The organism is Neoroseomonas rubea (assembly GCF_016106015.1).
Lineage (GTDB): Bacteria > Pseudomonadota > Alphaproteobacteria > Acetobacterales > Acetobacteraceae > Neoroseomonas > Neoroseomonas rubea.
This window is the reverse complement of record NZ_JACADQ010000051.1, coordinates 1-18775: the sequence shown is the minus strand read 5'-3', so window position 1 is coordinate 18775 and position 18775 is coordinate 1. Positions and strand designations below refer to the sequence as shown.

Sequence of the window (18775 nt, the reverse complement as noted above, 5' to 3'; positions counted from 1 at the left end):
CGTGGCGGCGGTGGTGCGGCCCGCCCGCGCGTCGTCCGCCGCGGCGGCGGCGGGGGCGGTGGCGGCCGGCGGATCATGAAGCGCTGCTGCGCCGGGGACATGATCATCCAGCGCGCCTGCAGCGTCTCGTCGTCTGGCACGTCCTCGCCAAGCCGCGTCAGCGCCTGGCGGGCGCGGCGCTTGTGCTCCTCCGTCAGGTTGCCCCAGGGGATCGGGCCGGGCGTGTAGACGGTCTCGGGGTCCGGGTCGGGCTCGGTGATCACGGTCACCGGCTCCGGTTCCGCCGCGCAGGCGGCCAGCGTGGCGACGAGGCCGAGGAGGAACATCCGGCGTGTCGTCACGGCGCGATCTCCACCATCACCGGGACATGGTCGGAGGCCTTCTCCCAGTCCCGCGCATCCTTGAGAACGACGTGCCGCTTCAGCGCGCCTGCGAGGTCGTTGCTGACCCAGACATGGTCGAGCCGCCGCCCGCGGTCCGAGGCGCGCCAGTCGGCCGCGCGATAGGACCACCATGTGTAGAGCTTCTGGTCGGCGGGCACGAAGTGGCGCAGCGCGTCGTGCCAGCCGCCCTTCGCCTGCCAGGCGGTCAGCGCCTCGGTCTCCACCGGCGTGTGGGAGACGACGTCGAGCAACTGCCTGTGGCTCCAGACATCGTGCTCGAGGGGCGCGATGTTGAGGTCGCCCACCAGCACGGCCCGGCGGGCGGGGCGCGCGGCGGACCAGGCGGTCGCCTCCGCCACGAAGTCCAGCTTGTGGCCGAATTTCGGGTTCTTTTCCCGGTCGGCGATGTCGCCGCCGGCCGGGATGTAGAAATTGTGCAACTCGATCGGTCCGCCCGGCGCGTCGACGGACACGCCGAGATGGCGGCAATCGCCCTTGCTGCACCAGTCCGGGTCGTCGTCGCGCAGCAGGAGCGGGCGCTTCGAGAGCACGGCGACGCCGTTGTAGCCCTTCATGCCCCGCACCAGCCGGTGCTCGAAGCTGAGTGCGGCGATCCCCTCATGCGGGAAGAGATCGTCCGGGCACTTGGTCTCCTGCAGGCAAAGCACATCGGGTTCGAGCGCGCCGACGAGATCCTTCAGCAGCGGCAGCCGGAGCCGCACGCTGTTGATGTTCCAGGTCGCGATGCGCAGCGGTCCGCGCCCGGCGGCGGCCCGGCGCGGCATCAGACGATCTTCGTCCGGACCTCGCCCACGCCCTCGACGAAGCCTTCCAGCACGTCCCCGCGTACGACGGCCGCGACACCTTCCGGCGTGCCGGTCATGATCAGGTCGCCCGGCGCGAGCTCGACGAGTTCGGAGAGGTTCGCGATCACCTCCGGCACCGACCAGATGAGCTTGGACAGGTCCGAGGTCTGCACGACCTTGCCGTTCACCTTGAGCTCGATCTTGCCCTTGGCGGGATCGATGCCGGCGGCGGGCACCAGCGCGCCCATCGGCGCGGATTTGTCGAAGCCCTTGCCCATGTCCCAGGGACGGCCGGTCTTCTTGGCCTCGTTCTGGATGTCGCGCCGCGTCATGTCGAGGCCGGCGCAGTAGCCCCAGACATGGGCCAGCGCGTCGGCGACGGCGATGTTCTTCCCGCCCTTCCCGATGGCGACGACGAGTTCCATCTCGTGGTGCAGGGACTTGGTCACCGTCGGATAGGGCATGTCGGCGTCGTTGATGACGACGGAATCGGCCGGCTTCGCGAAGTAGAAGGGCGGCTCGCGGGTCGGGTCGGAGCCCATTTCGATCGCGTGCTCGGCATAGTTCCGGCCGACGCAGAAGATGCGCCGTACCGGGAAGAGCGTGTCGGCGCCCTTGATGGGAATCGCGGCAACCGGGGGCGGCGGGAAGACGTAAGACACCATGAGTGGGAAGGCTCCGGACGGGTCGGGATGGCGTCCTATACAGGCGCCAGCGCGGGGCCGGAAGTCGGGGCGCCCGGCGCCTCGACTTGAAGTGTCACATGAAGATGGCGCCAGAAGCCGAGCGCGAAATGCCAGAAATCGTCAGGCCGAGGCCAAAAAAAGTAGCGCCCGGTCAGGGGGGTGACCGGGCGCCGTATTGTATTTCCGATCGGAAAGGTCGGGCGAGCCGGCAGGGGACACCGGAGCTCGACCACCGGTCACTTGTGGGCCGGCAGTTGAAGATTAACGCCTCGCGCGCGCAGAAGCAAAAACAAACGGCAAGGGCGCGTGACGGGAATCACCGTCACAACCGCGGAATGTCCCGCTACTCGGCGGCCTGGGCGAGCGCGCCGGAGCGCCCGGCGCGATGGGCGGCCGCGGCGCGGCCGAAGGCCTCGAAGATCGCGCGGCTGTCGATGTCCCGTTCCCAGTCATATTCCGGGTGCCACTGCACGCCGAGCGCGAAGGTGTGCGCACCTTCGACGCGCACGGCCTCGATCGTGCCGTCCGGGGCCCAGGCCTCGGCGACCAAGCGCGGGGCGAGGCGCTGCACGCCCTGGTTGTGCAGCGAATTCACCGCGAGCCGGGCGGCGCGGCGCGACTCGGCGGTGATCGCGGCGGCGAGCGCGCCGGCTGATTCGATCCTGACCGCATGGGCCTTGCCGGTGCGCACGCGCGGCACCGGCTGGTCGGACGGCGTGGAATGATCCATGCGCCCCGGCAGGTCCTGGATCCGCTGGTCGAGGCTGCCGCCGAGCGCGACGTTCAGCTCCTGCATCCCGCGGCAGATCGCGAGCAGTGGCACGCCCGCGGCGATCGCGGCGCGGATCAGCGGAAGCGTCGTCGCGTCGCGCTGGAGGTCTTCCGGCGTGCCTTCCGCATGCGGCGGGCCTTCATAGTGGCCGGGCCAGACATTGGAGCGGCTGCCGGTCAGGATCAGCCCGTCCAGGTGCGGCAGGAGTTCCGCGGACAGATCCTCCCCCGCCGCGGGCAGCAGCACGGGCGTGCCCGCCACAGGGCCGCGGACGGCCCGTATGTAGGTATCGGAGGCGGCGTGGTTCGGCGTGGCGAAGATGCCGAACGCCTTCTGGCAGCAGGAGATGCCGATGAGGGGTCTCATGGAATCCTACAGTTCCGCGACGGGGTGTCAGGATCAAGGCGCACGATTGGGATTTCGTGAATGCCTGCCCCGCGTTGCCCGGATGTCGCGCATTTAGTGGCGCGCCGTGCCGAAGCCCTGGGCGGGATCAGTTGCCCGCCCCCTGTGGCGCGCCGAAGCCGCCCGGCTCGAAGAAGCGCGGGTCGTTGAACTGGAACAGGCCCGCCGGAAAGCGCAGGCCGGTCTCGATGCGGGAGAGCGTCACGCGGGTTTCCCGCCGCTGCGAATCGACCACGGCCCATTGGCGGAGCTCGAGGGGATCGGCGTTGAAGACGAGCGTCAGCGTGCCCTCGGCCGGTTCGCGCGTGCGGAACAGCGAGACACGCAGGAACCCGCCTTGGCGCGCGACGGCGGTGACCGTGATGTCGCCGGACAGCCGGACCTCCCGCCGCAGCAGCACGCCGAGGGGGGTGGTGCCGACCGGCAGCGTCGTCGGCGCGCGCAGGTCCCGGTCGTACATGAGGAACTGGCCGGCATCGGCGACCAGCAGCATGGGGTCGGGCGGGTCGTATTCGAAGCGCATGCGGCCTGGGCGCCAGATCCAGGCGGTGCCTTCGGCCGAGGCGCCGTTCCAGGCGAGCTGGAGAAACCGCGCCCGCAGCGTGCCGAGGCCGTTGAGATAGGCCTCGACGCGCGCGAGGTCGGCGCGGTCGCGCTCGGTCAGCGCCGCGCCCTGCTGCGCCACCGCCGGGGTGGCGAGGAGGATGGCGGGGGCGAGCAGTAGGGCGCGTCGGTTCATGGGCAGGGATGTGGCCCGGCCCGGGGCGCGGCGGAACCCCCCGCTCAGCGCGGGGTGCCCTGCATGCCCGGGATGCCCTGCGGCATGCCCTGGGGCATCTGCATGGTCTGGTAGCCCTGGGGGCGGCGGAACAGGCCGGCATCGTGCTGGGTGTAGACGACGCGTACGGCCTCCATCCGCCCCGCGCCCGCGCCCTGGGCGCTGCCGCTGCCGCGCAGCATGACGCCGTCCGAAGTGATGCAGGCCTCCCCGGTCTGGGTTGCGGACTGGTAGCGCCAGACGGTGCAGTCCTGGCCGGCGATCTTCTCCTGTCCGCCGCGGGTGAAGCGGGCATTCTCGAAGTCGCGCTGGAAACCGGCGGCCTGGGCCATCGGCACGTCCATGATCATGCGCATCTGCTCCATCACCATGAACCCGCGCTGCGCCTGATGGTCCGCGACCATGTAGCCCATGCCCTGGGGCATGTTCATGCGCATCAGGCGCTGCGCGGCGGACCAGAGCATGGTCATCTCCGCCGCCTGGCCCTGGCCGGCGACACGGTAGGTGACGGCGACGTCCCGCGTGGGGAAGATCTGAGGCCGGTCCTGGGCCTGCGCGGCGACAGGCAGGGCGGCGATCAGGGCGGCGGCGATGGTCTTGCGCATGGGGCTCTCCTCGTCCTGGGGCGGAAGGTGCCATGGCGGCGATGGCGCCGCGATGGCCGAAACGCGGCGTGGCCGCGAATGGGTTGAACGCGTCGCGGCCGCGATGGTCGAACCGGAGCCTGGATATGGGGCCCCGCCGGGTCCGTGCAGGATTGCACGGCGCCCGGCGGGGGTTCGCTGCCTCGCTGGGGGGCTGATCAGCGCGGCAGGAATTCGGCGAAGTATTCGTAGCTGTCGGCGTTCATCTGCGCGGCGGAGGGGTTGTCCTTCGCCAGCGCCTCGGCGCCGCGGGGCTGGTAGGCATGGTCGCGCGTGCCGAGCGCGAGGTGGCTCATCTCGTGGATGACGATGCCGCCCTGGTTGTCCTGGCCCGCGCGGCCGGCGCGGAAGAAGGTGGGGCAGAAGCCCATCGTCTCCCGCGCGCCGCCGCCCCAGCGGACATAGGCGAAGGTGCCGCCGCCGCAGCTGTCGGCGCGGTTGCATTCATAGGCGACGCGGCCCTCGCGCTCATCCAGCCCGCGGGAGATGGCGCGGAAGTTCTTGGCGATCGCGCCGGGCGGGTTGGCGCCGAAGAAGCGCCGCAGATGCGGCTGGATGCGCTCGGGCTCCAGCGTCAGGGCGGCGATCGATTCGTTCGTCATCTGCCGGGCATCGACGAAGGCGCGGCGGATGGTGGTGCGCTGTTCCTCGGTGCAGGTGCCGTCGCGGGTGGCAACCTGGCGGTCCTGGCCGCCCTTCACCCCCTGCGCGGCGGCGGGGAGCGTGGAGATCGCCAGGGCGGCGACGGCGGCGGTCAGAATCTTGCGCATCTCGGTCTGCCTTCCTTCCGGGTGGCAGGCCGAATATGCCGGGCCGCGGCCGGCCCGGCGCTGAAACGGTTCAGCCCGCGGCGGGGGCGGGCTTCGCGGATCGCTTCTCCCGCGCGTTCCGCAGCAGCGCGATGCCGCGGTACACGCCGTGGACCATCTTCGAATAGGGCATCAGCAGGAAGAAGGCGAAGACGAGCCCGAGATGGATTGCCAGCATCACGCCCATCGCCCCGGTGTGGCGAACGGCCAGCAGCAGCAGCCCCGTCGCCGCGATCAGGAACAGCAGGGCGAGCATGGCGAACTCGCCCCCCAGCACCTTGCGGGAGACCGCGCCGGGATCAGTGATGATTTTCGTGTGCATCAGTCCCGCCGCGCCCAGCATCATCAGCACCCCGCCCCAGGTGCCGAACTGCACGGGCAGCGAGAAGAAGGCGTGCGGCGACTTCCAGCCGAAGACGTGGTGGTAGATCGCGCCCGTGCTGGTGGCGGCGAAGCAGAGCAGGAAGCCATACAGCAGCGCCTGGTGGAAATGGCGCCGGCGCTGGGAAAAGCCCTCATCCACATCGTTGCAGCCATGCCCGCCGCCGCCGAGGTTGCGCAGCGTGAGGATGTCCACCGCCGCTTCCGCCGCCGGGGCAGGGGCGAAGGATCCGCCCATGCCGCCTGTCGCGCGCCAGTAGCTGCGTGCGCCCATCGCCATCGCGAACACGCCGTAGCCGAAGGTGAGCGTGGCCAGGCTGACCATCAGCCAATAGGGGATGATGCGGAAGAAGGCGCCGACGCCGGTCTGCGCGGAATAAAGCACCGCCGGGTCCTGCAGCGCGGCGACCAGGATCAGCGTGATGGCGATGCCCAAGGAGGCGGCCAGCGTCACCAGCGTGCCGTTGCGCTCGAAGGCGCGGCCCATGGGCTTCGGCCAGGCGTGCTCGGCGTAGGATTCGAGGCGCAGCTCGGCGAAGGTCGCGGGGATGTTGATGCCGAAGGGATGCGGCGGCGCGTACTGGCAGGCGTGATAGCAGCCCTTGCAGCCGTGACAGAGGTTGGCGAGATGCGTGAGGTCCGCTTCCGCGAAGGACCGGCGCATCGCCATGGCGGGGAAGACGGCGCAATAACCCTCACAGTAGCGGCAGGCATTGCAGATTTCCATCTGCCGCCGGGCTTCGGCGACGGTCTCGCTTTCGGTCGCCATCCTCAATTCCTCACGATCTTCGCGGCTTCCTCGCCCGCGATGCGGCCGAAGACGGTGCCGATGGTCATGCCGAAGCCGGCCAGATACCCCTGGCCGAGGATGTTGCCGGACATGATCTCCCCGCTCGCGAACATGTTCGCGGAGGGCGTGCCGTCGGCCATCATCACTCGGGCGCGCTCGTTCACCTTGACCGAGAGGAAGGTGAAGGTGATGCCGGGCTTGAGCGGGTGGCAGTAGTAGGGCGGCGTGTCGATCCGGCGCGCCCAGTGGGATTTCGGCGGCGTCAGCCCTTCGGTGTGGCAATCGTCGAGCGACTGCGCCTTGAAGGTGCCAGGCTGGACGGCGGCGTTGTAGTCGGCCACCACCTTCTCGAGCCTGCCGGCATCGAGGCCGATCAGCCCCGCGAGCTCCGCGATGCTGTCGGCGCTATAGGGCGCGAAGACCGGCGGCAGGTAGTCCATCTGCGCCTTGGAATCGTTGATCGCGAAGGCGACTTGGCCGGGCTGCTGGGCGATCAGCCGGCCCCAGATCGCGTAGCGCTTCGGCCAGACATCCTCGCCCTCGTCATAGAAGCGTTCCACGTCGCGGTTCACGACGATGGAGAAGGGCACGCAGTCGAGCCGCATGGCGAGGCCGCCATCCTCCATCGGTGCGCGCGCGTCGTTGGCCACGGCGTGGAACTGCGTCGGGTCGCCAACTTCCTGCACCCCCTGCGCGAGCAGGTCCTTCAGGATGCGGCCCTGCGCATAGGGCGTGCCGCGGATCTGGAAATTGTCCGCGGCGTCGCCCCAGTACTTGCGCAGCCATTCGCGGTTGCCCTGGAAGCCGCCGGAGGAGGCGACGAAGGCCTTGAAGCGGATGCGTGCGGGGAAGCCGCGGTGGGAGACGATGGCCTCCGTCGCGAAGCCGTCGCGCACCTCGATGTGCTGCACCTCGGTGTCGTACAGGATGACGATGCCGAGCCGTTCGGCGGTGCGGTACAGCGCATTCACCAGCGCCTTGCCGCCGCCGAGGAAGAAGGCGTTGGTGCGCGACAGCGACAGCGTGCCCGACAGCGAGGGCTGGAACACCACGCCGCAGGATTCGAGGAAGCCCGGCGCGTGCTGGCTGGCGCGGATGCACATGCGCGCCAGCGCCTCATCCGTCTTGCCGGCCGTCACGCGCTTCAGGTCGTCCCAGTATTCCTCCTCCAGGTAGGAGTCGGTCAGCACGCCGGTCGGGCCCGGATGCAGCGCGCGGAGGTTGCGGGTGTGGCGCGAATTGCCGCCGCGCATGGTCCGCGGCGCGTGCTCGGCCAGCACCACCGTCGCACCCGCCTGGCGCGCGGTGATGGCGGCGCAGAGCGCGGCATTGCCGCCGCCCGCGACCAGCACGTCGAAGGTCTGCGTCAGGTCCGCCATGGCGTCCCGGCTCCCCAGGTTCCTGGCGATGTATACAGATGTATCCAGGCATGTCCAGGGCGTGCTATCGAAGCGCCATGGATGGCAGCACCCCGCCCCGCGACCTTGCCGAAAGCGCCTATGCGCGCATCCGCGCGGCGGTCCGCGACGGCAGCCTCGCCCCGGGCGAGAGGCTGACCGAGACGGACCTCGCGGCGCGCTTCGGCGTATCCCGCACCCCGGTCCGCCAGGCGATCGCGCGGCTGGAAGCCGAAGGGCTGCTGACGCATGAACCCCGCCGCGGCCTGACGGTCACGCGCCCGGACCACCAGCAGGTGGTCGAGCTGTATGTCATGCGCGAAGTGCTGGAAGGTGCCGCGGCGCGGCTCGCCGCCCAGCATGCGAGCGAGACCGAGATCGCCGCCATGGCCGAGATCGTGGCACGGGAGCCCGAGGCCTTCGGCGACGCGGCGGCGCTGGCGGGCGTGAACCAGCGGCTGCATGGCCTGCTCTACCTCGCCGCGCACAACCGCTATCTGCTGCGCAGCCTCGAGCAGCTCGCCGCCACCATGGCGCTGCTGCCGACACTGCTGACGCGCGACGGCCGGGCCGAGGCCGCGCACGGCGAGCACCGCGCCATCATCGAAGCGATCGTCGCGCGCGATGGCGAGGCGGCCGAGGCGGCGGCTCGGCGCCACGCGCGCGCCGCGCAGAAGCATCGCCTCGCCTGGATGGTCGGCACGCTCGGCGTGCCGCTGGCCGCCCCCGGCGGGGCGCGGCCGGACGCGCCTAGAGGATGATCCCCGTCATCAGCCGGACGGCGATGTTCACGAGGACCGCCACGGCGATGACGGCGACCGTGAAGGTCAGGGCCTTGTCCTGCGGCACGCGCATCACGACCGGCACGCCGAGATAGAGCGTGTAGAGCGCGTAGAAGCCGCCGGCCAGCGCGACGATGGCGCCGAGCAGCGGCACGATGATCGCACCCCCCGCCACCCAGGCGGCCGTCGGCGCGAAGGCGGCGAGCTTCAGCGCGGCGTCCGGATCCGCCGGCGCGCCGAACTTCGGCGCCAGCACCTCGATGATCTTGGCCGTCACGAAGACGCCGACCAGGGAAAGGATGTAGCCCACGATCGCGCCGGACAAGGCGCCGAAGAAGCCGAAGAACATCCCGATGATGAAGCCCGCCACCGCCGGGATCGCCGCCAGGATCATGACGTAGCGGGTGAACAGCGGCACGAGCTCCACCGGCTCGCGCGCGATCGCCTGCCATTCCTGCGCGGGGGCGGTGATCATCCCCTTCACGCGCGCAACCAGTTCGTTCATCTCGGCCCTCGTTCTGCCCCGCTGCGAGGGGGATACTGCGCGGGCACGGGCGCGAACGGCAAGCGTGGCGCGCTGGCGGGTCGGGCGGCGTTCTGCCAGCCTCCGCGATATGCCCGATTCGGCCCTGCCCCGCTGGCGCGACCGCCGCTTCCTCGTGCTCCTCGCGCTCGGCTTCTCGGCCGGCGTGCCCCTGCCGCTGACCGCCTTCACGCTGCGCCAGTGGTTCTCCGAGACGGGCATCTCGCTCACCGCCATCGGGATGACGGCGCTGATCGGACTTGCGTATTCGTTGAAGTTCGTCTGGGCGCCGGTGCTCGACCATGCGGCGTCGCCGGCCTTCCGAGGCCTCGGCCGGCGACGCGGCTGGCTCGGCACCATCCAGCCGCTGCTCGCCCTCGCCATCCTCGCACTCGGGCTGACCGACCCGGCGACGGGAGCGACGGTGACGGTCGCGGTGGCGGTCGCGGTGGCCTTCCTGTCGGCCAGCCAGGACATCGTCGTCGATGCCTATCGCATCGAGGTGCTGGAGGAGCACGACCAGGGCTACGGCCTGGCCTGCTATGTCTGGGGCTATCGCGGGGCGCTGCTGGCGTCCGGCGGCGGCGCGCTGGCCATGGCGGAATTCGGCGGCTGGTCTTTCGCATTTGCCATGTGTGCCGCGATGATCGGCGTGGGCTTCGCCGCGACGCTCGCCGCCCCCGAGCCCGGCCGCGCCCCGCCCGAGGCCCCGCCCGGCTGGGGCGCGCGGCTGCGCATCGCCATCGTCGAGCCCTTCGTCGATTTCGTCCGCCGCCGGCACTGGTTCGCGATCCTGGCCTTCGTCGCGCTGTTCAAGCTGGGGGAAGCGCTGGCGGGGATCATGACCGCGCCCTTCTACCGCCAGCTCGGCTTCTCGCGGCTGGAGGTCGCGTCGGTCTCATCCGTTTTCGGCTTGGTCGCCACGCTGGCCGGCGCGTTGGCCGGCGGCTGGCTGGTGGCGCGCATCGGCACCGGGCGCGCGCTCGTGCTGACCGGCATCACGCAGATGCTGTCGAACCTGATGTATGTCGCGCTGTTCCACGCCGGGCACGACATCCGCATGCTGTTCGCCCAGGTGGGGGTGGAGAACTTCACCGATGGCCTCGCGGACGCGGCCTTCATCACCTACCTCAGCGCGCTCACCAGCCGGTCCTTCACGGCGACGCAGTATGCGCTGCTGTCGTCGCTCGCCGCGGTTCCGCTGCGCACGCTGGGGGCGAGTTCCGGCTGGTTCGCCGAGGCGCTCGGCTGGCAGAACTTCTTCCTGATGACGACGGCCGCGGCGCTGCCGGCCATGGCGATCATGCTGTGGCTGCTGAAGCGACTGCCGCCCAAGGAGCCCGCCCCCGCATGACGCCCTGGATCGCGACGCCCCTGCTGCTGATCGCGTCGAACGTGCTGATGACCTTCGCCTGGTACGGGCATCTCAAGGCGCCGCACTGGCCGCTGTGGCTCGCCGTGGTCGTCTCCTGGGGTATCGCCTTCTTCGAATACTGCCTGGCGGTGCCGGCGAACCGGATCGGCTACGGCACGTTTTCCGGCCAGCAGTTGAAGGTGATGCAGGAGGTGATCACGCTTGCCGTCTTCGCGGTGTTCTCGGTCGCCTTCCTGGGGGAGACGCTGCGCTGGAACTTTCTTGCCGCCGGCGCGTGCCTGATTGCCGCGGTCGTGTTCATCTTCCTGCCGGTGGAGTGATCGCGAGGAGCAACCCATGCGCGTCGGTGTCCCGAAGGAAGTGAAGATCCACGAATACCGCGTCGGACTCGTTCCGGGCTCGGTGCGCGAACTGGTGCTGCACGGGCATGAGGTGGTGGTCGAAAGCGGCGCGGGTGCTGCCATCGGCTTCCCCGATGCCGCCTACATCGAGGCCGGCGCGCGCATCGCCCCCGACGCTGCGACCGTGTTCGACCAGGCCGAACTGATCGTGAAGGTGAAGGAACCGCAGCCCTTCGAATGGGCGCGGCTGAAGCCGCACCATGTCCTGTTCACCTACCTGCACCTCGCGCCCGACCCGGCGCAGACCAAGGGGTTGATGGACAGCGGCTGCGCGGCCATCGCCTACGAGACGGTGACCGACGCGCAGGGCGGACTGCCGCTGCTCGCGCCGATGAGCGAGGTCGCCGGCCGCATGGCCATCCAGGTCGGCGCGCGGTGCCTGGAAAAGGAGGCCGGCGGCGCGGGCATCCTGCTCTCCGGCGTGCCTGGCGTGCCGCCGGGGCGCGTCGTCATCATCGGCGGCGGCGTGGTGGGTTCCAACGCCGCGCGCATCGCCAACGGCATGCGCGCCAACGTCACGGTGCTGGACCGCAGCGCGCGCGTGCTCCAGGCGCTCGACATCGAGTTCAACGGCCTGGTGGACACGGTCTTCGCGACGCGGGATGCGGTCGAGCGCGCGGTGCTGGACGCGGACCTCGTCATCGGCGCGGTGCTGGTGCCCGGAGCGGCCGCGCCGCGGCTCGTGGCGCGCGAGACGGTGGCGCGCATGCGCCCGGGCAGCGTGATGGTCGATGTCGCGATCGACCAGGGCGGCTGCTTCGAGACATCCCGCCCCACCACCCATGCCGAACCCACCTATGTGGTGGATGGCGTGGTGCATTACTGCGTCACGAACATGCCCGGCGCGGTGGCGCGCACCTCCGCCGTCGCGCTCAACAACGCGACGCTGCCCTTCACCTTGCAGATCGCCGACAAGGGCTGGCGGCGCGCGGCGGCGGAGAACGAGCATCTCGCCGCCGGCGTGAACGTGCAGGCGGGTGGTGTCGCGCATCCGGCGGTCGCGGCGGCGCTCGGCCTGCCGCATTCGCCGCTGGGGGCTTAGCGTCCGGCGAAGGCCGCCGGCGCGCTCATGGTCAGGAAGCCGGCGTGGGCGGGCAGGGACGGCGTGCCGCTTTCGCGCAGCAACTCGACCCGCGCGCCGTTCGGCAGGGTATAGGCGCGCCAGGCGAGGCCGTCCGCGGAACCCTGACCGGTCGCGCGCGCGCCCGGCACGCAGGTGGAGATCGCCGCCGCCATAGCATCCATGCGCTGGTCGACCGATGCGGCAGCATCGCGCCCGGCGAAGCCGCTCAGCATTCCGGTCCAGACCGGGCGCCCATCGGTTCCTCTGCTCACGCTGGCGGAGGAGACGCCCGCCGCACGCAGATCGGCCGCCGGCACCTGGCGGAAGCCGGCCGGCGCCGCCGTGGCGAGACGGGAAAGCAGCGCGCAGTCCGCGGGTGAGGCCGCATCCGCGCCCATCGGCACGGCCAGCACCGCGGCAAGCATGAATGTGCGGCGCATCCGTCACCTCCATCAGGAAGCACAAGCATCCCCGATGTCGGTGAAGGCGACATGAACGGCTTCAGGGCCAGGTCGCGGCGGTGTCGATCGGCAGCACCGGCCGCGGCAGGTGCTTCCAGGCGAAGGTGCGGAGGTTGGGGGAGGTTAGTCCCGGGCAGTCCACCTCGACGATCCGTTCATGGGTGAAGAACTCGTCGAAGCCGCCGCGGAAATGGCCGCGGGACTTCACCACCACCGCGCGCGCGCGGCCGATGTCGAGGCCGAGATGCTCGAGGAAGGCCGGGTCCGCGCATTGGGTGCGGCCCTCGATCACCACCACCGCGATGCCGCCGATCTGCAGCCAGGCCGTGCGCCCGAGCCGCACGGTGCGCCCGGCGAAGATGCCGCGCCGCCCCACCACGACCCCATCTGACAGCGCCTTGACCTCCGCCTCCGCCGCGAAGGGCTTCGCGTAGGGGTCGTCCGCCGCGACGGCACGGTTGAAGCGCGCGGTGAAGCGCGCGCCCACACCCTTCGCATGGGCTTCGAGCGCGAGCGGCGCATCGGCGATGATGCCGATGATCGCATCCGTGACGCCGGCGCGGTGGAAGGCGTCCAGGATCCACATGGTGTTGCCGCGCCCGCCGCCGCCGGGATTGTCGGCGACATCGGCGAAGGCGAGCGGCACGGGGCTTTCCTTCGCCAGCCGCACCGCTTCCTCGAGCGAGGTGAGGTGCGCGACGAAGCGGTCGCGTCGCGCCCAGCCTTCCTCCGCCAGGCGCTGCGCGAGGCCTTCCGCCGCGTCGCGGTCCGTCGCCGTGACGATGACGGACAGGCCGTTGAAGGGCGTGTCGCCATACGAGAACCCGCCCATCACCGAGACATTTGCGATGCGCTTGTCCTGCGCGGCGAGGGACTGGCCGAGGTCGATCACCTCCGCATAGGGCCCTTGCGCCGTCAGCAGCGCGGTCTGCGGGCTGACGATCGGCAGGCGGCGATGGGCACGGACGAAGCGCTCGCCCGTGAGCAGGCGGCGGATAAGATGCGCGCTCTCCGCGCCGCGCTGATGCATGTCGAGATGCGGGTTGGTGCGGTAGCCGACGAAGGCATCGACCGTCGCCACCATCCGCTCCGAGACATTGGCGTGCAGGTCGTAGGAACAGACGAAGGGGATGTCGCCCAGCACATCGCGCACCAGGGCCTGGAGCGTGCCCTCCGGGTCATGGTCGGCGGTCGCCAGCGCCGCGCCGTGCATGATGCCGTAGACCGCCTGGGCGCGGCCCTTCACGGCTTCCAGCCCCGCGCGCCAGGTGGCGAGCATGGCGTCGAAGACCGGCTGCTCGACCGGGCCGTTCGGCTCTGCGGCGGCGATCATGATGGGCAGGGGCTGCCATGCGCCGGTCGCGTTCATCGCGTCGAGGAAGCCGGAAAGTTCCGCCGGCGCGCGCGGGGCGGGCTTGGCGGCCTCGTCCAGGATCGCCTGGCCTTCCAGGTAGCACCGACCGTCGAAATCGGCGCGCGTGGCGGGTGGGGCGAAGCGGTTGCATTCGATGGAAAAGCCGAGGATGGCGACGGCGGGCGCGGTCATCAGATGGTCACTCCCAGAAGCTCGGCGATGCGCGGGGTGGATTTCAGCCCGGTGCCGGTCAGCACGATCACGGTCGTCTCGTCCGCGCGGATCGTCCCGGCGGCGAGCAGCCGTTCGAACGCCGCCGCGGCCTGCGCGCAGGTGGGCTCGACATAGATGCCGGTGCGGGCGAGAGCGAGTGTCGCGGCCGCGATCTCCTCCTCCCCCAGCATCACGGCGCCGCCGCCGGATGTCCGGAGCACCTCGCCGCATTCGGCGCTGCGCAGCGGCTGCGCGATGGCGGTGCCTTCCGCGATGGTGGGCTGCGCCGGCACGGCATCGAGGCCGAGGAAGTCCCGCGCGATGGGGGCACAATTGGCCGGCTGGGCGGCGAAGATGCGCGGCATCCGGTCGATCTCCCCCGCACGCATCAGCTCCGCGAAGCCGATCCCGCAGCCAAGCACGTTGGACCCTGCGCCGCAGGGCACGATGACATTGTCCGGCGCGCGGAAGCCGAGATCCTCCCACAGCTCATAGGCCAGCGTCTTGGTCCCGTGCAGGAAGAAGGGATGCCAGTTGTGGCTGGCGTAGAAGATGCGCGCGGCCTCGGCCAGCGCGGCGTCGGCGCAATCCTGCCGGCTGCCGGGGATGAGGCTGATGGTCGCCCCCGCCGCGCGCGACTGGACGGTCTTGGCGGGCGAGGTGCTCGCGGGGACGAAGATCGTCGCCGCCATGCCCCCCGCCGCGGCATAGGCCGAGACGGCCGCGCCGCCATTGCCGGAGGAATCCTCCAGCACCTCCGTCACCCCCTGCGCGCGCAGCAGGGAGAGCATCACCGAAGCCCCGCGGTCCTTGAACGAGCCGGTCGGGGCGAACCATTCGCACTTGATCAGCGCCGAGGCGCCGCCGATCACGCGCGACACCAGCGGCGTGCAGCCCTCCCCCATGCTGATCGGATCGTCAGGGATGAAGGGGAATGCCGCGGCGTAGCGCCAGAGGGATCGTTCCTCGGCGCGGATCGCGTCGCGCGTGATGCCGGGCAGCGGCGTCAGCAGCAGTGGTGCGCGGTCGTCGCCGCACCAGCGCGGCGCGGCGAGCGGATAGGTGCGCCCCGTGCGGGGGTCGAGATAGGCGAACTCGGTCATGGGCGGAGCCTCGCTTGCCCGCGCGCGGCCGGCAAGGGATGCTGGCGCCATGCCCGACGATGCCGATGCCGTCCTCCGCCTCGCCGCCGACCTGGTGGCGATCGACAGCCGTTCCTCCGTCTCCAACCTCGCGGTGGCGGAAAGGATCGAGGCCGAGTTGAAGGGCTTCGACATCGCCCGCGTCGACTACGTGGACGCGAACGGCGTGGCCAAGCGCGCGCTGGTCGCGCATCGCGGCCCGCGCGGCGGCTACGCGCTCTCGGGCCACATGGACACGGTGCCGGAGACCGGCTGGACCGACCCGCCCTGGACGCCGCGCCTCGTCGATGGCGTGCTGCACGGCCTTGGCAGCGTCGACATGAAGGGCCCGGTCGCCGCCTGCGTGATCGCCGCCCGCGGCCTGCCGGACAACGTTCCGGCGACGCTGCTGCTGACGGCGGATGAGGAGACGTCGAAGCAGGGCGCGCGCGCCGTCGCGGCGTCGGATGCGGCGCGGGCGCTCGGCCTGAAGGGCATCATCGTCGCGGAACCGACGGGGCTGATGCCGGTGCGCGGCCATCGCAGCCATATCGAATACACCGCGGTCGCGACAGGCGTGCAGGCGCATTCCTCGACCGGCCAGGGCGTGAACGCGAACTGGGCGCTGATCCCCTTCCTGGTCGAGGTGAAGGCGCTGTTCGAGCGCCTGCGCCACGATCCTGCCTTCCGCGACGAGGCCTACGACCCGCCCTTCAGCGACTTCAACCTGGTGGTCGACAACCACGGCACGGCGGTGAACGTGACCGTCGCCAAGGCCACGGCGCGCATCAAGTTCCGGCGCAGCCGGAACGTCGACACCGCGCCGATCGAAGCGGCGGTGCGTGACGCGGCCGCCCGCGCCGGTGTCACGCTGACCGAGAAGCGCGAAGGCACGCCGCCGGAACTGCCGCTCGACCATCCGCTCGTGCGTCTGGCGGTCGCCGAGACGGGCGCGGTCGCGCGCACCGCGCCTTATGGGACAGATGCGAGCGAACTGCAGGATCTCGCCCCCTGCATCGTGCTCGGCCCGGGGACGATCGCGACGGCGCACACGCCGCGCGAATGCGTCGCGGCGCCGGACCTCGCGGCCGCCGTGCCTCTGTTCCGCCGCCTGCTGGCTACTGCGGCAGGCTGACCCGCACCTCGCCGACCAGCCCGCCATTGCTGTCGCGGATCGGCCCTTCGGCATCTGCCGCGAGCGCATCGGCCGCATCGACCAGCCCGAGGCGGCCGAGCAGCGCGGCGAGCACGCCCATCTTCGCGCGCGATGCGCCGTCGGCCATCTTGATCGTGATGCCGAGCCCCTGCTCCGGCACGAAGGCGACGACGTAGCCTTCCGCACCGCCCTTCAGCAGCACGCGCCCCTGCGTCGCGCGCACGATCTTCCCCGTGGCGGAGTCGCGGCCGGACAGGTGGTCGGGGAAGGCGCCGATGGCGGATTGCAGGCGGCGGATGGCGGTGCGGCGCGAGTCCGTCGCGACCTTCGCCGCCGCCCAGCGCGCCGCGGCCTTCGCCATGGTCGCCATGGGGAGGGCGATCGCCGGCAGGCCGCATCCATCGACGCCACGCGGCAGGCGGGCCGCATCCTCACCCAGCAATTCGGAGAAGGCTTCGAGATACAGACGCTGCGCCGGATGCGCCGGATCCGCGTAGCCCGCGACCGGCGCGCCGAGATGCTTGGTCAGCGTCAGGAAGCCGCAATGCTTGCCCGAGCAATTGTGAAAGATGCGGGAGCGATCCCCGCCGCCGCGCCAGACCTTCGCCTGGTCGGCCTGCGACCGCGGCAGGTCCGGGCCGCAGACCAGCGCCGATTCCGTCAGCCCCAGCCTGTCGAGCCAGCCGCGCACCAGCGAGACCTGGAAATCCTCGGCATTGTGCGATGCGCAGGCGAGCGCGAGATGTTCCTCCGTCAGCCCCGCCGCATCCGCGGCCCCCGTCTCGACCAGGGGGATCGCCTGGAAAGGCTTGAGGGATGAGCGCGGGAAGGTGACGAAGGCCGGGTCGCCCCAGGATTGCAGCACGCGCCCTTCGGCATCGGCGACCACGGCGGCGCCGTGATGGAGGCTTTCAAGGATGCCGCCGCGGCGGATCTCGGCCATCGGCACGAAGGGGAAGGTCATCGGGTGGTCTCCGGGATGGCGTCGGTGCCGGGCCGGCCTTCCAGCACGGCGTCGAACAGCTTCACCATGCGCGGCAGGCAGATGGCGTGCAGGTCGAATCGCTCCAGCATGGTGCGCCGCGCGGCCTTGCGCAAAGGCTCGTAGCGGTCGGGGTGCGCGACCGCCTCCACCACCGCATCGGCCAGTCGCGCCGGGTCGTGGAACGGCAGCAGGATGCCGTTCTCGCCATCCGTCATCACCTCGGCCAGCGGCGGCGTGTCCGATCCGATGATCAGCGCCTCGCAGCCCATCGCCTCGACCAGCGACCAGGACAGCACGAAGGGGTAGGTGTAGTAGATGTGCGCGCGGGAGATGCGGAACAGCGCCACCAGCCCTTCATGCGGGATGCGGCCGGTGAAATGGACGCGGGCCATGTCGAGCTTCGCACCCACTTCCTCCAGCATCACCGCCTTCCAGGATCGGCCATCGGCGGGCATGCGCCCATAGCCGCGTTCCTCTCCGCCCACGATGATGGCGTGCAGATTAGGCCGCCGCGCGAGCATCTCCGGCAGGGCGCGCATGAAGATGTCGAAGCCGCGATAGGGTTCGAGGTTGCGGGAGACGAAGGTGATCACCTCATCCCCCTTCGTCACCGTATGACCGTCCGGCAGCTTCACCGTGGCGACGCCGTTCGGCGTGGCGAAGCCGGCATCCACCCCTTCATGCACGACCGATGTGCGCGCCTGGATGAAATCCGGATAGCGGCTGCGCTGCCAGAGCGTCGGCGAATGCGCCCAGTCGGTCGCTTCGAGCGAGGTCAGCTGCGTCATGTTCAGCGTGCGCACGCGCGCCGTCTCGTCCAGCGTGACCTCCTGCGCCGGGTCGAAGCCCACGTCGCCGCCGGTCGAGCGGTAGTAGAACTCGCAGTACTGGAGCAGCTTGGTATCCGGAAAGACGTCGCGGATGAACAATCCCTCGCCCCAGCCCGGATGGCAGCAGACGATATCCGGCACGAAGCCTTTCTGCTTCAGCGTGACCAGGGCGCGGGCGACCGTCTGGCCGCGCCGCACCGCCGCCTCGACCGGGCGGAGGTAGCGATGTGTCTTCTCACCCGCCCCTTCGGGTGCCGCGTAGCGCAGGTGCTGCACGCCGGGCGGCGTGGTGTTCTGCCGTTCGCCCAGGCCGATCACGCGCGCGCCCTTGCGCGCCGCGATCAACGGCGAGAGGTGCCGGTACTGGCCTGGGAAGTTCTGGTGGATGAACAGCGCCTGGACCACGAACCGCCTCTCCCTGCCGCGCCCCCGCTTGATGCCGTCATTCCACCGGCGCGGCAACCGCGCCCCTGGCCGCGCCGGCGCCGGGGCGGCAGGATCGCGCGGACCGATTCAGGGAACAGGACCATGGCATTCGATTTCACGGGCAAGCGCGTGCTGGTCGCGGGCGGCAGCCGCGGCATCGGGCGGGCGATCGCGCTCGGCTTCGCGCGCGCCGGGGCGCGCGTTTCGGCCTGCGCACGCGGGGCGGACGGGCTC

The 18775-nt window shown here is 70.7% G+C and carries 20 protein-coding genes; 5 read left to right on the top strand and 15 right to left on the bottom strand.

The genetic code is table 11. The features are described from left to right. The 9 genes from HW577_RS08100 to tcuA form a co-directional block, all read right to left on the bottom strand. The coding region (locus HW577_RS08100) for a hypothetical protein (protein WP_419956577.1) at positions 1-341 on the bottom strand (341 nt) is incomplete at its 3' end. Then, positions 338-1168, bottom strand: coding sequence for an exodeoxyribonuclease III (locus HW577_RS08095; protein ID WP_198375635.1), 831 nt, complete (start codon positions 1166-1168; stop codon positions 338-340). The genes HW577_RS08100 and HW577_RS08095, both read right to left, overlap by 4 nt. Then, positions 1168-1854 carry a fumarylacetoacetate hydrolase family protein gene (locus tag HW577_RS08090; RefSeq protein WP_198375634.1) on the bottom strand — a complete coding sequence of 229 codons (687 nt, stop codon included), beginning with the start codon at positions 1852-1854 and terminating at the stop codon, positions 1168-1170. Before HW577_RS08090 ends, HW577_RS08095 begins: the two co-directional genes overlap by 1 nt. Before the next feature lie 364 nt (positions 1855-2218). Continuing rightward, positions 2219-3013, bottom strand: coding sequence for a gamma-glutamyl-gamma-aminobutyrate hydrolase family protein (locus tag HW577_RS08085; RefSeq protein WP_198375633.1), 795 nt, complete (start codon positions 3011-3013; stop codon positions 2219-2221). A 127-nt stretch (positions 3014-3140) separates the two neighbouring features. Continuing rightward, positions 3141-3791, bottom strand: a complete 651-nt coding sequence (locus HW577_RS08080; protein ID WP_198375632.1) for a LolA family protein — start codon at positions 3789-3791, stop codon at positions 3141-3143. A gap of 44 nt (positions 3792-3835) precedes the next feature. Next, positions 3836-4435 (bottom strand): DUF4412 domain-containing protein, encoded by a 600-nt coding sequence (locus tag HW577_RS08075; protein ID WP_198375631.1) that lies wholly within the window; start codon positions 4433-4435, stop codon positions 3836-3838. Between the two features lie 197 nt (positions 4436-4632). Next, on the bottom strand, positions 4633-5244 hold the full coding sequence (locus HW577_RS08070; RefSeq protein WP_198375630.1) for a M35 family metalloendopeptidase: 612 nt from the start codon (positions 5242-5244) through the stop codon (positions 4633-4635). Between the two features lie 70 nt (positions 5245-5314). Continuing rightward, positions 5315-6433, bottom strand: a complete 1119-nt coding sequence (gene tcuB / locus HW577_RS08065) for a tricarballylate utilization 4Fe-4S protein TcuB (protein ID WP_198375629.1) — start codon at positions 6431-6433, stop codon at positions 5315-5317. A gap of 2 nt (positions 6434-6435) precedes the next feature. Continuing rightward, on the bottom strand, positions 6436-7833 hold the full coding sequence (tcuA, locus tag HW577_RS08060; protein WP_198375628.1) for an FAD-dependent tricarballylate dehydrogenase TcuA: 1398 nt from the start codon (positions 7831-7833) through the stop codon (positions 6436-6438). Between the two features lie 77 nt (positions 7834-7910). Between tcuA and HW577_RS08055 the strand changes: the two genes are divergently transcribed. Continuing rightward, positions 7911-8612, top strand: coding sequence for a GntR family transcriptional regulator (locus tag HW577_RS08055; protein ID WP_198375627.1), 702 nt, complete (start codon positions 7911-7913; stop codon positions 8610-8612). On the opposite strand, the gene HW577_RS08050 is transcribed toward HW577_RS08055, so the two are convergent. Further along, positions 8602-9138: a Yip1 family protein gene (locus HW577_RS08050; protein WP_198375626.1), complete on the bottom strand. Its 537-nt coding sequence runs from the start codon at positions 9136-9138 to the stop codon at positions 8602-8604. The two genes, HW577_RS08055 and HW577_RS08050, sit on opposite strands and share 11 nt — an antisense overlap. Before the next feature lie 109 nt (positions 9139-9247). On the opposite strand from HW577_RS08050, the gene HW577_RS08045 reads away from it, so the two are divergent. From HW577_RS08045 to ald, 3 genes are read left to right on the top strand one after another with little or no spacing between them, the layout of a single operon-like run. Next, positions 9248-10510 (top strand): AmpG family muropeptide MFS transporter, encoded by a 1263-nt coding sequence (locus HW577_RS08045; protein WP_198375625.1) that lies wholly within the window; start codon positions 9248-9250, stop codon positions 10508-10510. Next, the gene (locus HW577_RS08040) at positions 10507-10851 is read left to right on the top strand and encodes a DMT family protein (RefSeq protein ID WP_198375624.1); all 345 of its coding nucleotides are present in this window, start codon (positions 10507-10509) and stop codon (positions 10849-10851) included. The genes HW577_RS08045 and HW577_RS08040 overlap by 4 nt, the downstream gene beginning before the upstream one ends. Positions 10852-10867: 16 nt before the next feature. After that, positions 10868-11974, top strand: a complete 1107-nt coding sequence (ald, locus tag HW577_RS08035) for an alanine dehydrogenase (RefSeq protein WP_198375623.1) — start codon at positions 10868-10870, stop codon at positions 11972-11974. On the opposite strand, the gene HW577_RS08030 is transcribed toward ald, so the two are convergent. From HW577_RS08030 to HW577_RS08020, 3 genes are all read right to left on the bottom strand, one after another. Beyond that, the gene (locus tag HW577_RS08030; RefSeq protein WP_198375622.1) at positions 11971-12435 is read right to left on the bottom strand and encodes a hypothetical protein; all 465 of its coding nucleotides are present in this window, start codon (positions 12433-12435) and stop codon (positions 11971-11973) included. The two genes, ald and HW577_RS08030, sit on opposite strands and share 4 nt — an antisense overlap. 61 nt (positions 12436-12496) lie before the next feature. Further along, positions 12497-14002 (bottom strand): M81 family metallopeptidase, encoded by a 1506-nt coding sequence (locus HW577_RS08025; RefSeq protein WP_198375621.1) that lies wholly within the window; start codon positions 14000-14002, stop codon positions 12497-12499. After that, a complete protein-coding gene (locus tag HW577_RS08020) occupies positions 14002-15126 on the bottom strand; it encodes a threonine synthase (protein ID WP_198375620.1) in 1125 nt (374 codons plus the stop codon). Before HW577_RS08020 ends, HW577_RS08025 begins: the two co-directional genes overlap by 1 nt. A 49-nt stretch (positions 15127-15175) precedes the next feature. On the opposite strand from HW577_RS08020, the gene HW577_RS08015 reads away from it, so the two are divergent. Beyond that, entirely contained in the window at positions 15176-16279 is a 1104-nt protein-coding gene (locus HW577_RS08015) for a M20/M25/M40 family metallo-hydrolase (RefSeq protein ID WP_198375619.1), read from the top strand. Here HW577_RS08015 and HW577_RS08010 read toward each other — a convergent pair. Continuing rightward, positions 16263-17264, bottom strand: coding sequence for an asparaginase (locus HW577_RS08010; RefSeq protein ID WP_198375618.1), 1002 nt, complete (start codon positions 17262-17264; stop codon positions 16263-16265). The two genes, HW577_RS08015 and HW577_RS08010, sit on opposite strands and share 17 nt — an antisense overlap. Continuing rightward, a complete protein-coding gene (locus HW577_RS08005) occupies positions 17261-18520 on the bottom strand; it encodes a glycosyltransferase family 4 protein (protein ID WP_198375617.1) in 1260 nt (419 codons plus the stop codon). Before HW577_RS08005 ends, HW577_RS08010 begins: the two co-directional genes overlap by 4 nt. Positions 18521-18775 lie beyond the last annotated feature (255 nt).

Bases quoted from the DNA above. Each gene is read 5' to 3' on its own strand.
- HW577_RS08070 (WP_198375630.1), bottom strand. From the start codon at position 5,244: ATGCGCAAGATTCTGACCGCCGCCGTCGCCGCCCTGGCGATCTCCACG.
- tcuB (WP_198375629.1), bottom strand. From the start codon at position 6,433: ATGGCGACCGAAAGCGAGACCGTCGCCGAAGCCCGGCGGCAGATGGAA.
- tcuA (WP_198375628.1), bottom strand. From the start codon at position 7,833: ATGGCGGACCTGACGCAGACCTTCGACGTGCTGGTCGCGGGCGGCGGC.
- HW577_RS08045 (WP_198375625.1), top strand. From the start codon at position 9,248: ATGCCCGATTCGGCCCTGCCCCGCTGGCGCGACCGCCGCTTCCTCGTG.
- HW577_RS08050 (WP_198375626.1), bottom strand. From the start codon at position 9,138: ATGAACGAACTGGTTGCGCGCGTGAAGGGGATGATCACCGCCCCCGCG.
- HW577_RS08015 (WP_198375619.1), top strand. From the start codon at position 15,176: ATGCCCGACGATGCCGATGCCGTCCTCCGCCTCGCCGCCGACCTGGTG.
- HW577_RS08095 (WP_198375635.1), bottom strand. From the start codon at position 1,168: ATGCCGCGCCGGGCCGCCGCCGGGCGCGGACCGCTGCGCATCGCGACC.
- HW577_RS08025 (WP_198375621.1), bottom strand. From the start codon at position 14,002: ATGACCGCGCCCGCCGTCGCCATCCTCGGCTTTTCCATCGAATGCAAC.
- HW577_RS08085 (WP_198375633.1), bottom strand. From the start codon at position 3,013: ATGAGACCCCTCATCGGCATCTCCTGCTGCCAGAAGGCGTTCGGCATC.
- HW577_RS08055 (WP_198375627.1), top strand. From the start codon at position 7,911: ATGGATGGCAGCACCCCGCCCCGCGACCTTGCCGAAAGCGCCTATGCG.
- HW577_RS08030 (WP_198375622.1), bottom strand. From the start codon at position 12,435: ATGCGCCGCACATTCATGCTTGCCGCGGTGCTGGCCGTGCCGATGGGC.
- HW577_RS08040 (WP_198375624.1), top strand. From the start codon at position 10,507: ATGACGCCCTGGATCGCGACGCCCCTGCTGCTGATCGCGTCGAACGTG.
- HW577_RS08080 (WP_198375632.1), bottom strand. From the start codon at position 3,791: ATGAACCGACGCGCCCTACTGCTCGCCCCCGCCATCCTCCTCGCCACC.
- HW577_RS08075 (WP_198375631.1), bottom strand. From the start codon at position 4,435: ATGCGCAAGACCATCGCCGCCGCCCTGATCGCCGCCCTGCCTGTCGCC.
- HW577_RS08010 (WP_198375618.1), bottom strand. From the start codon at position 17,264: ATGACCTTCCCCTTCGTGCCGATGGCCGAGATCCGCCGCGGCGGCATC.
- ald (WP_198375623.1), top strand. From the start codon at position 10,868: ATGCGCGTCGGTGTCCCGAAGGAAGTGAAGATCCACGAATACCGCGTC.
- HW577_RS08020 (WP_198375620.1), bottom strand. From the start codon at position 15,126: ATGACCGAGTTCGCCTATCTCGACCCCCGCACGGGGCGCACCTATCCG.
- HW577_RS08090 (WP_198375634.1), bottom strand. From the start codon at position 1,854: ATGGTGTCTTACGTCTTCCCGCCGCCCCCGGTTGCCGCGATTCCCATC.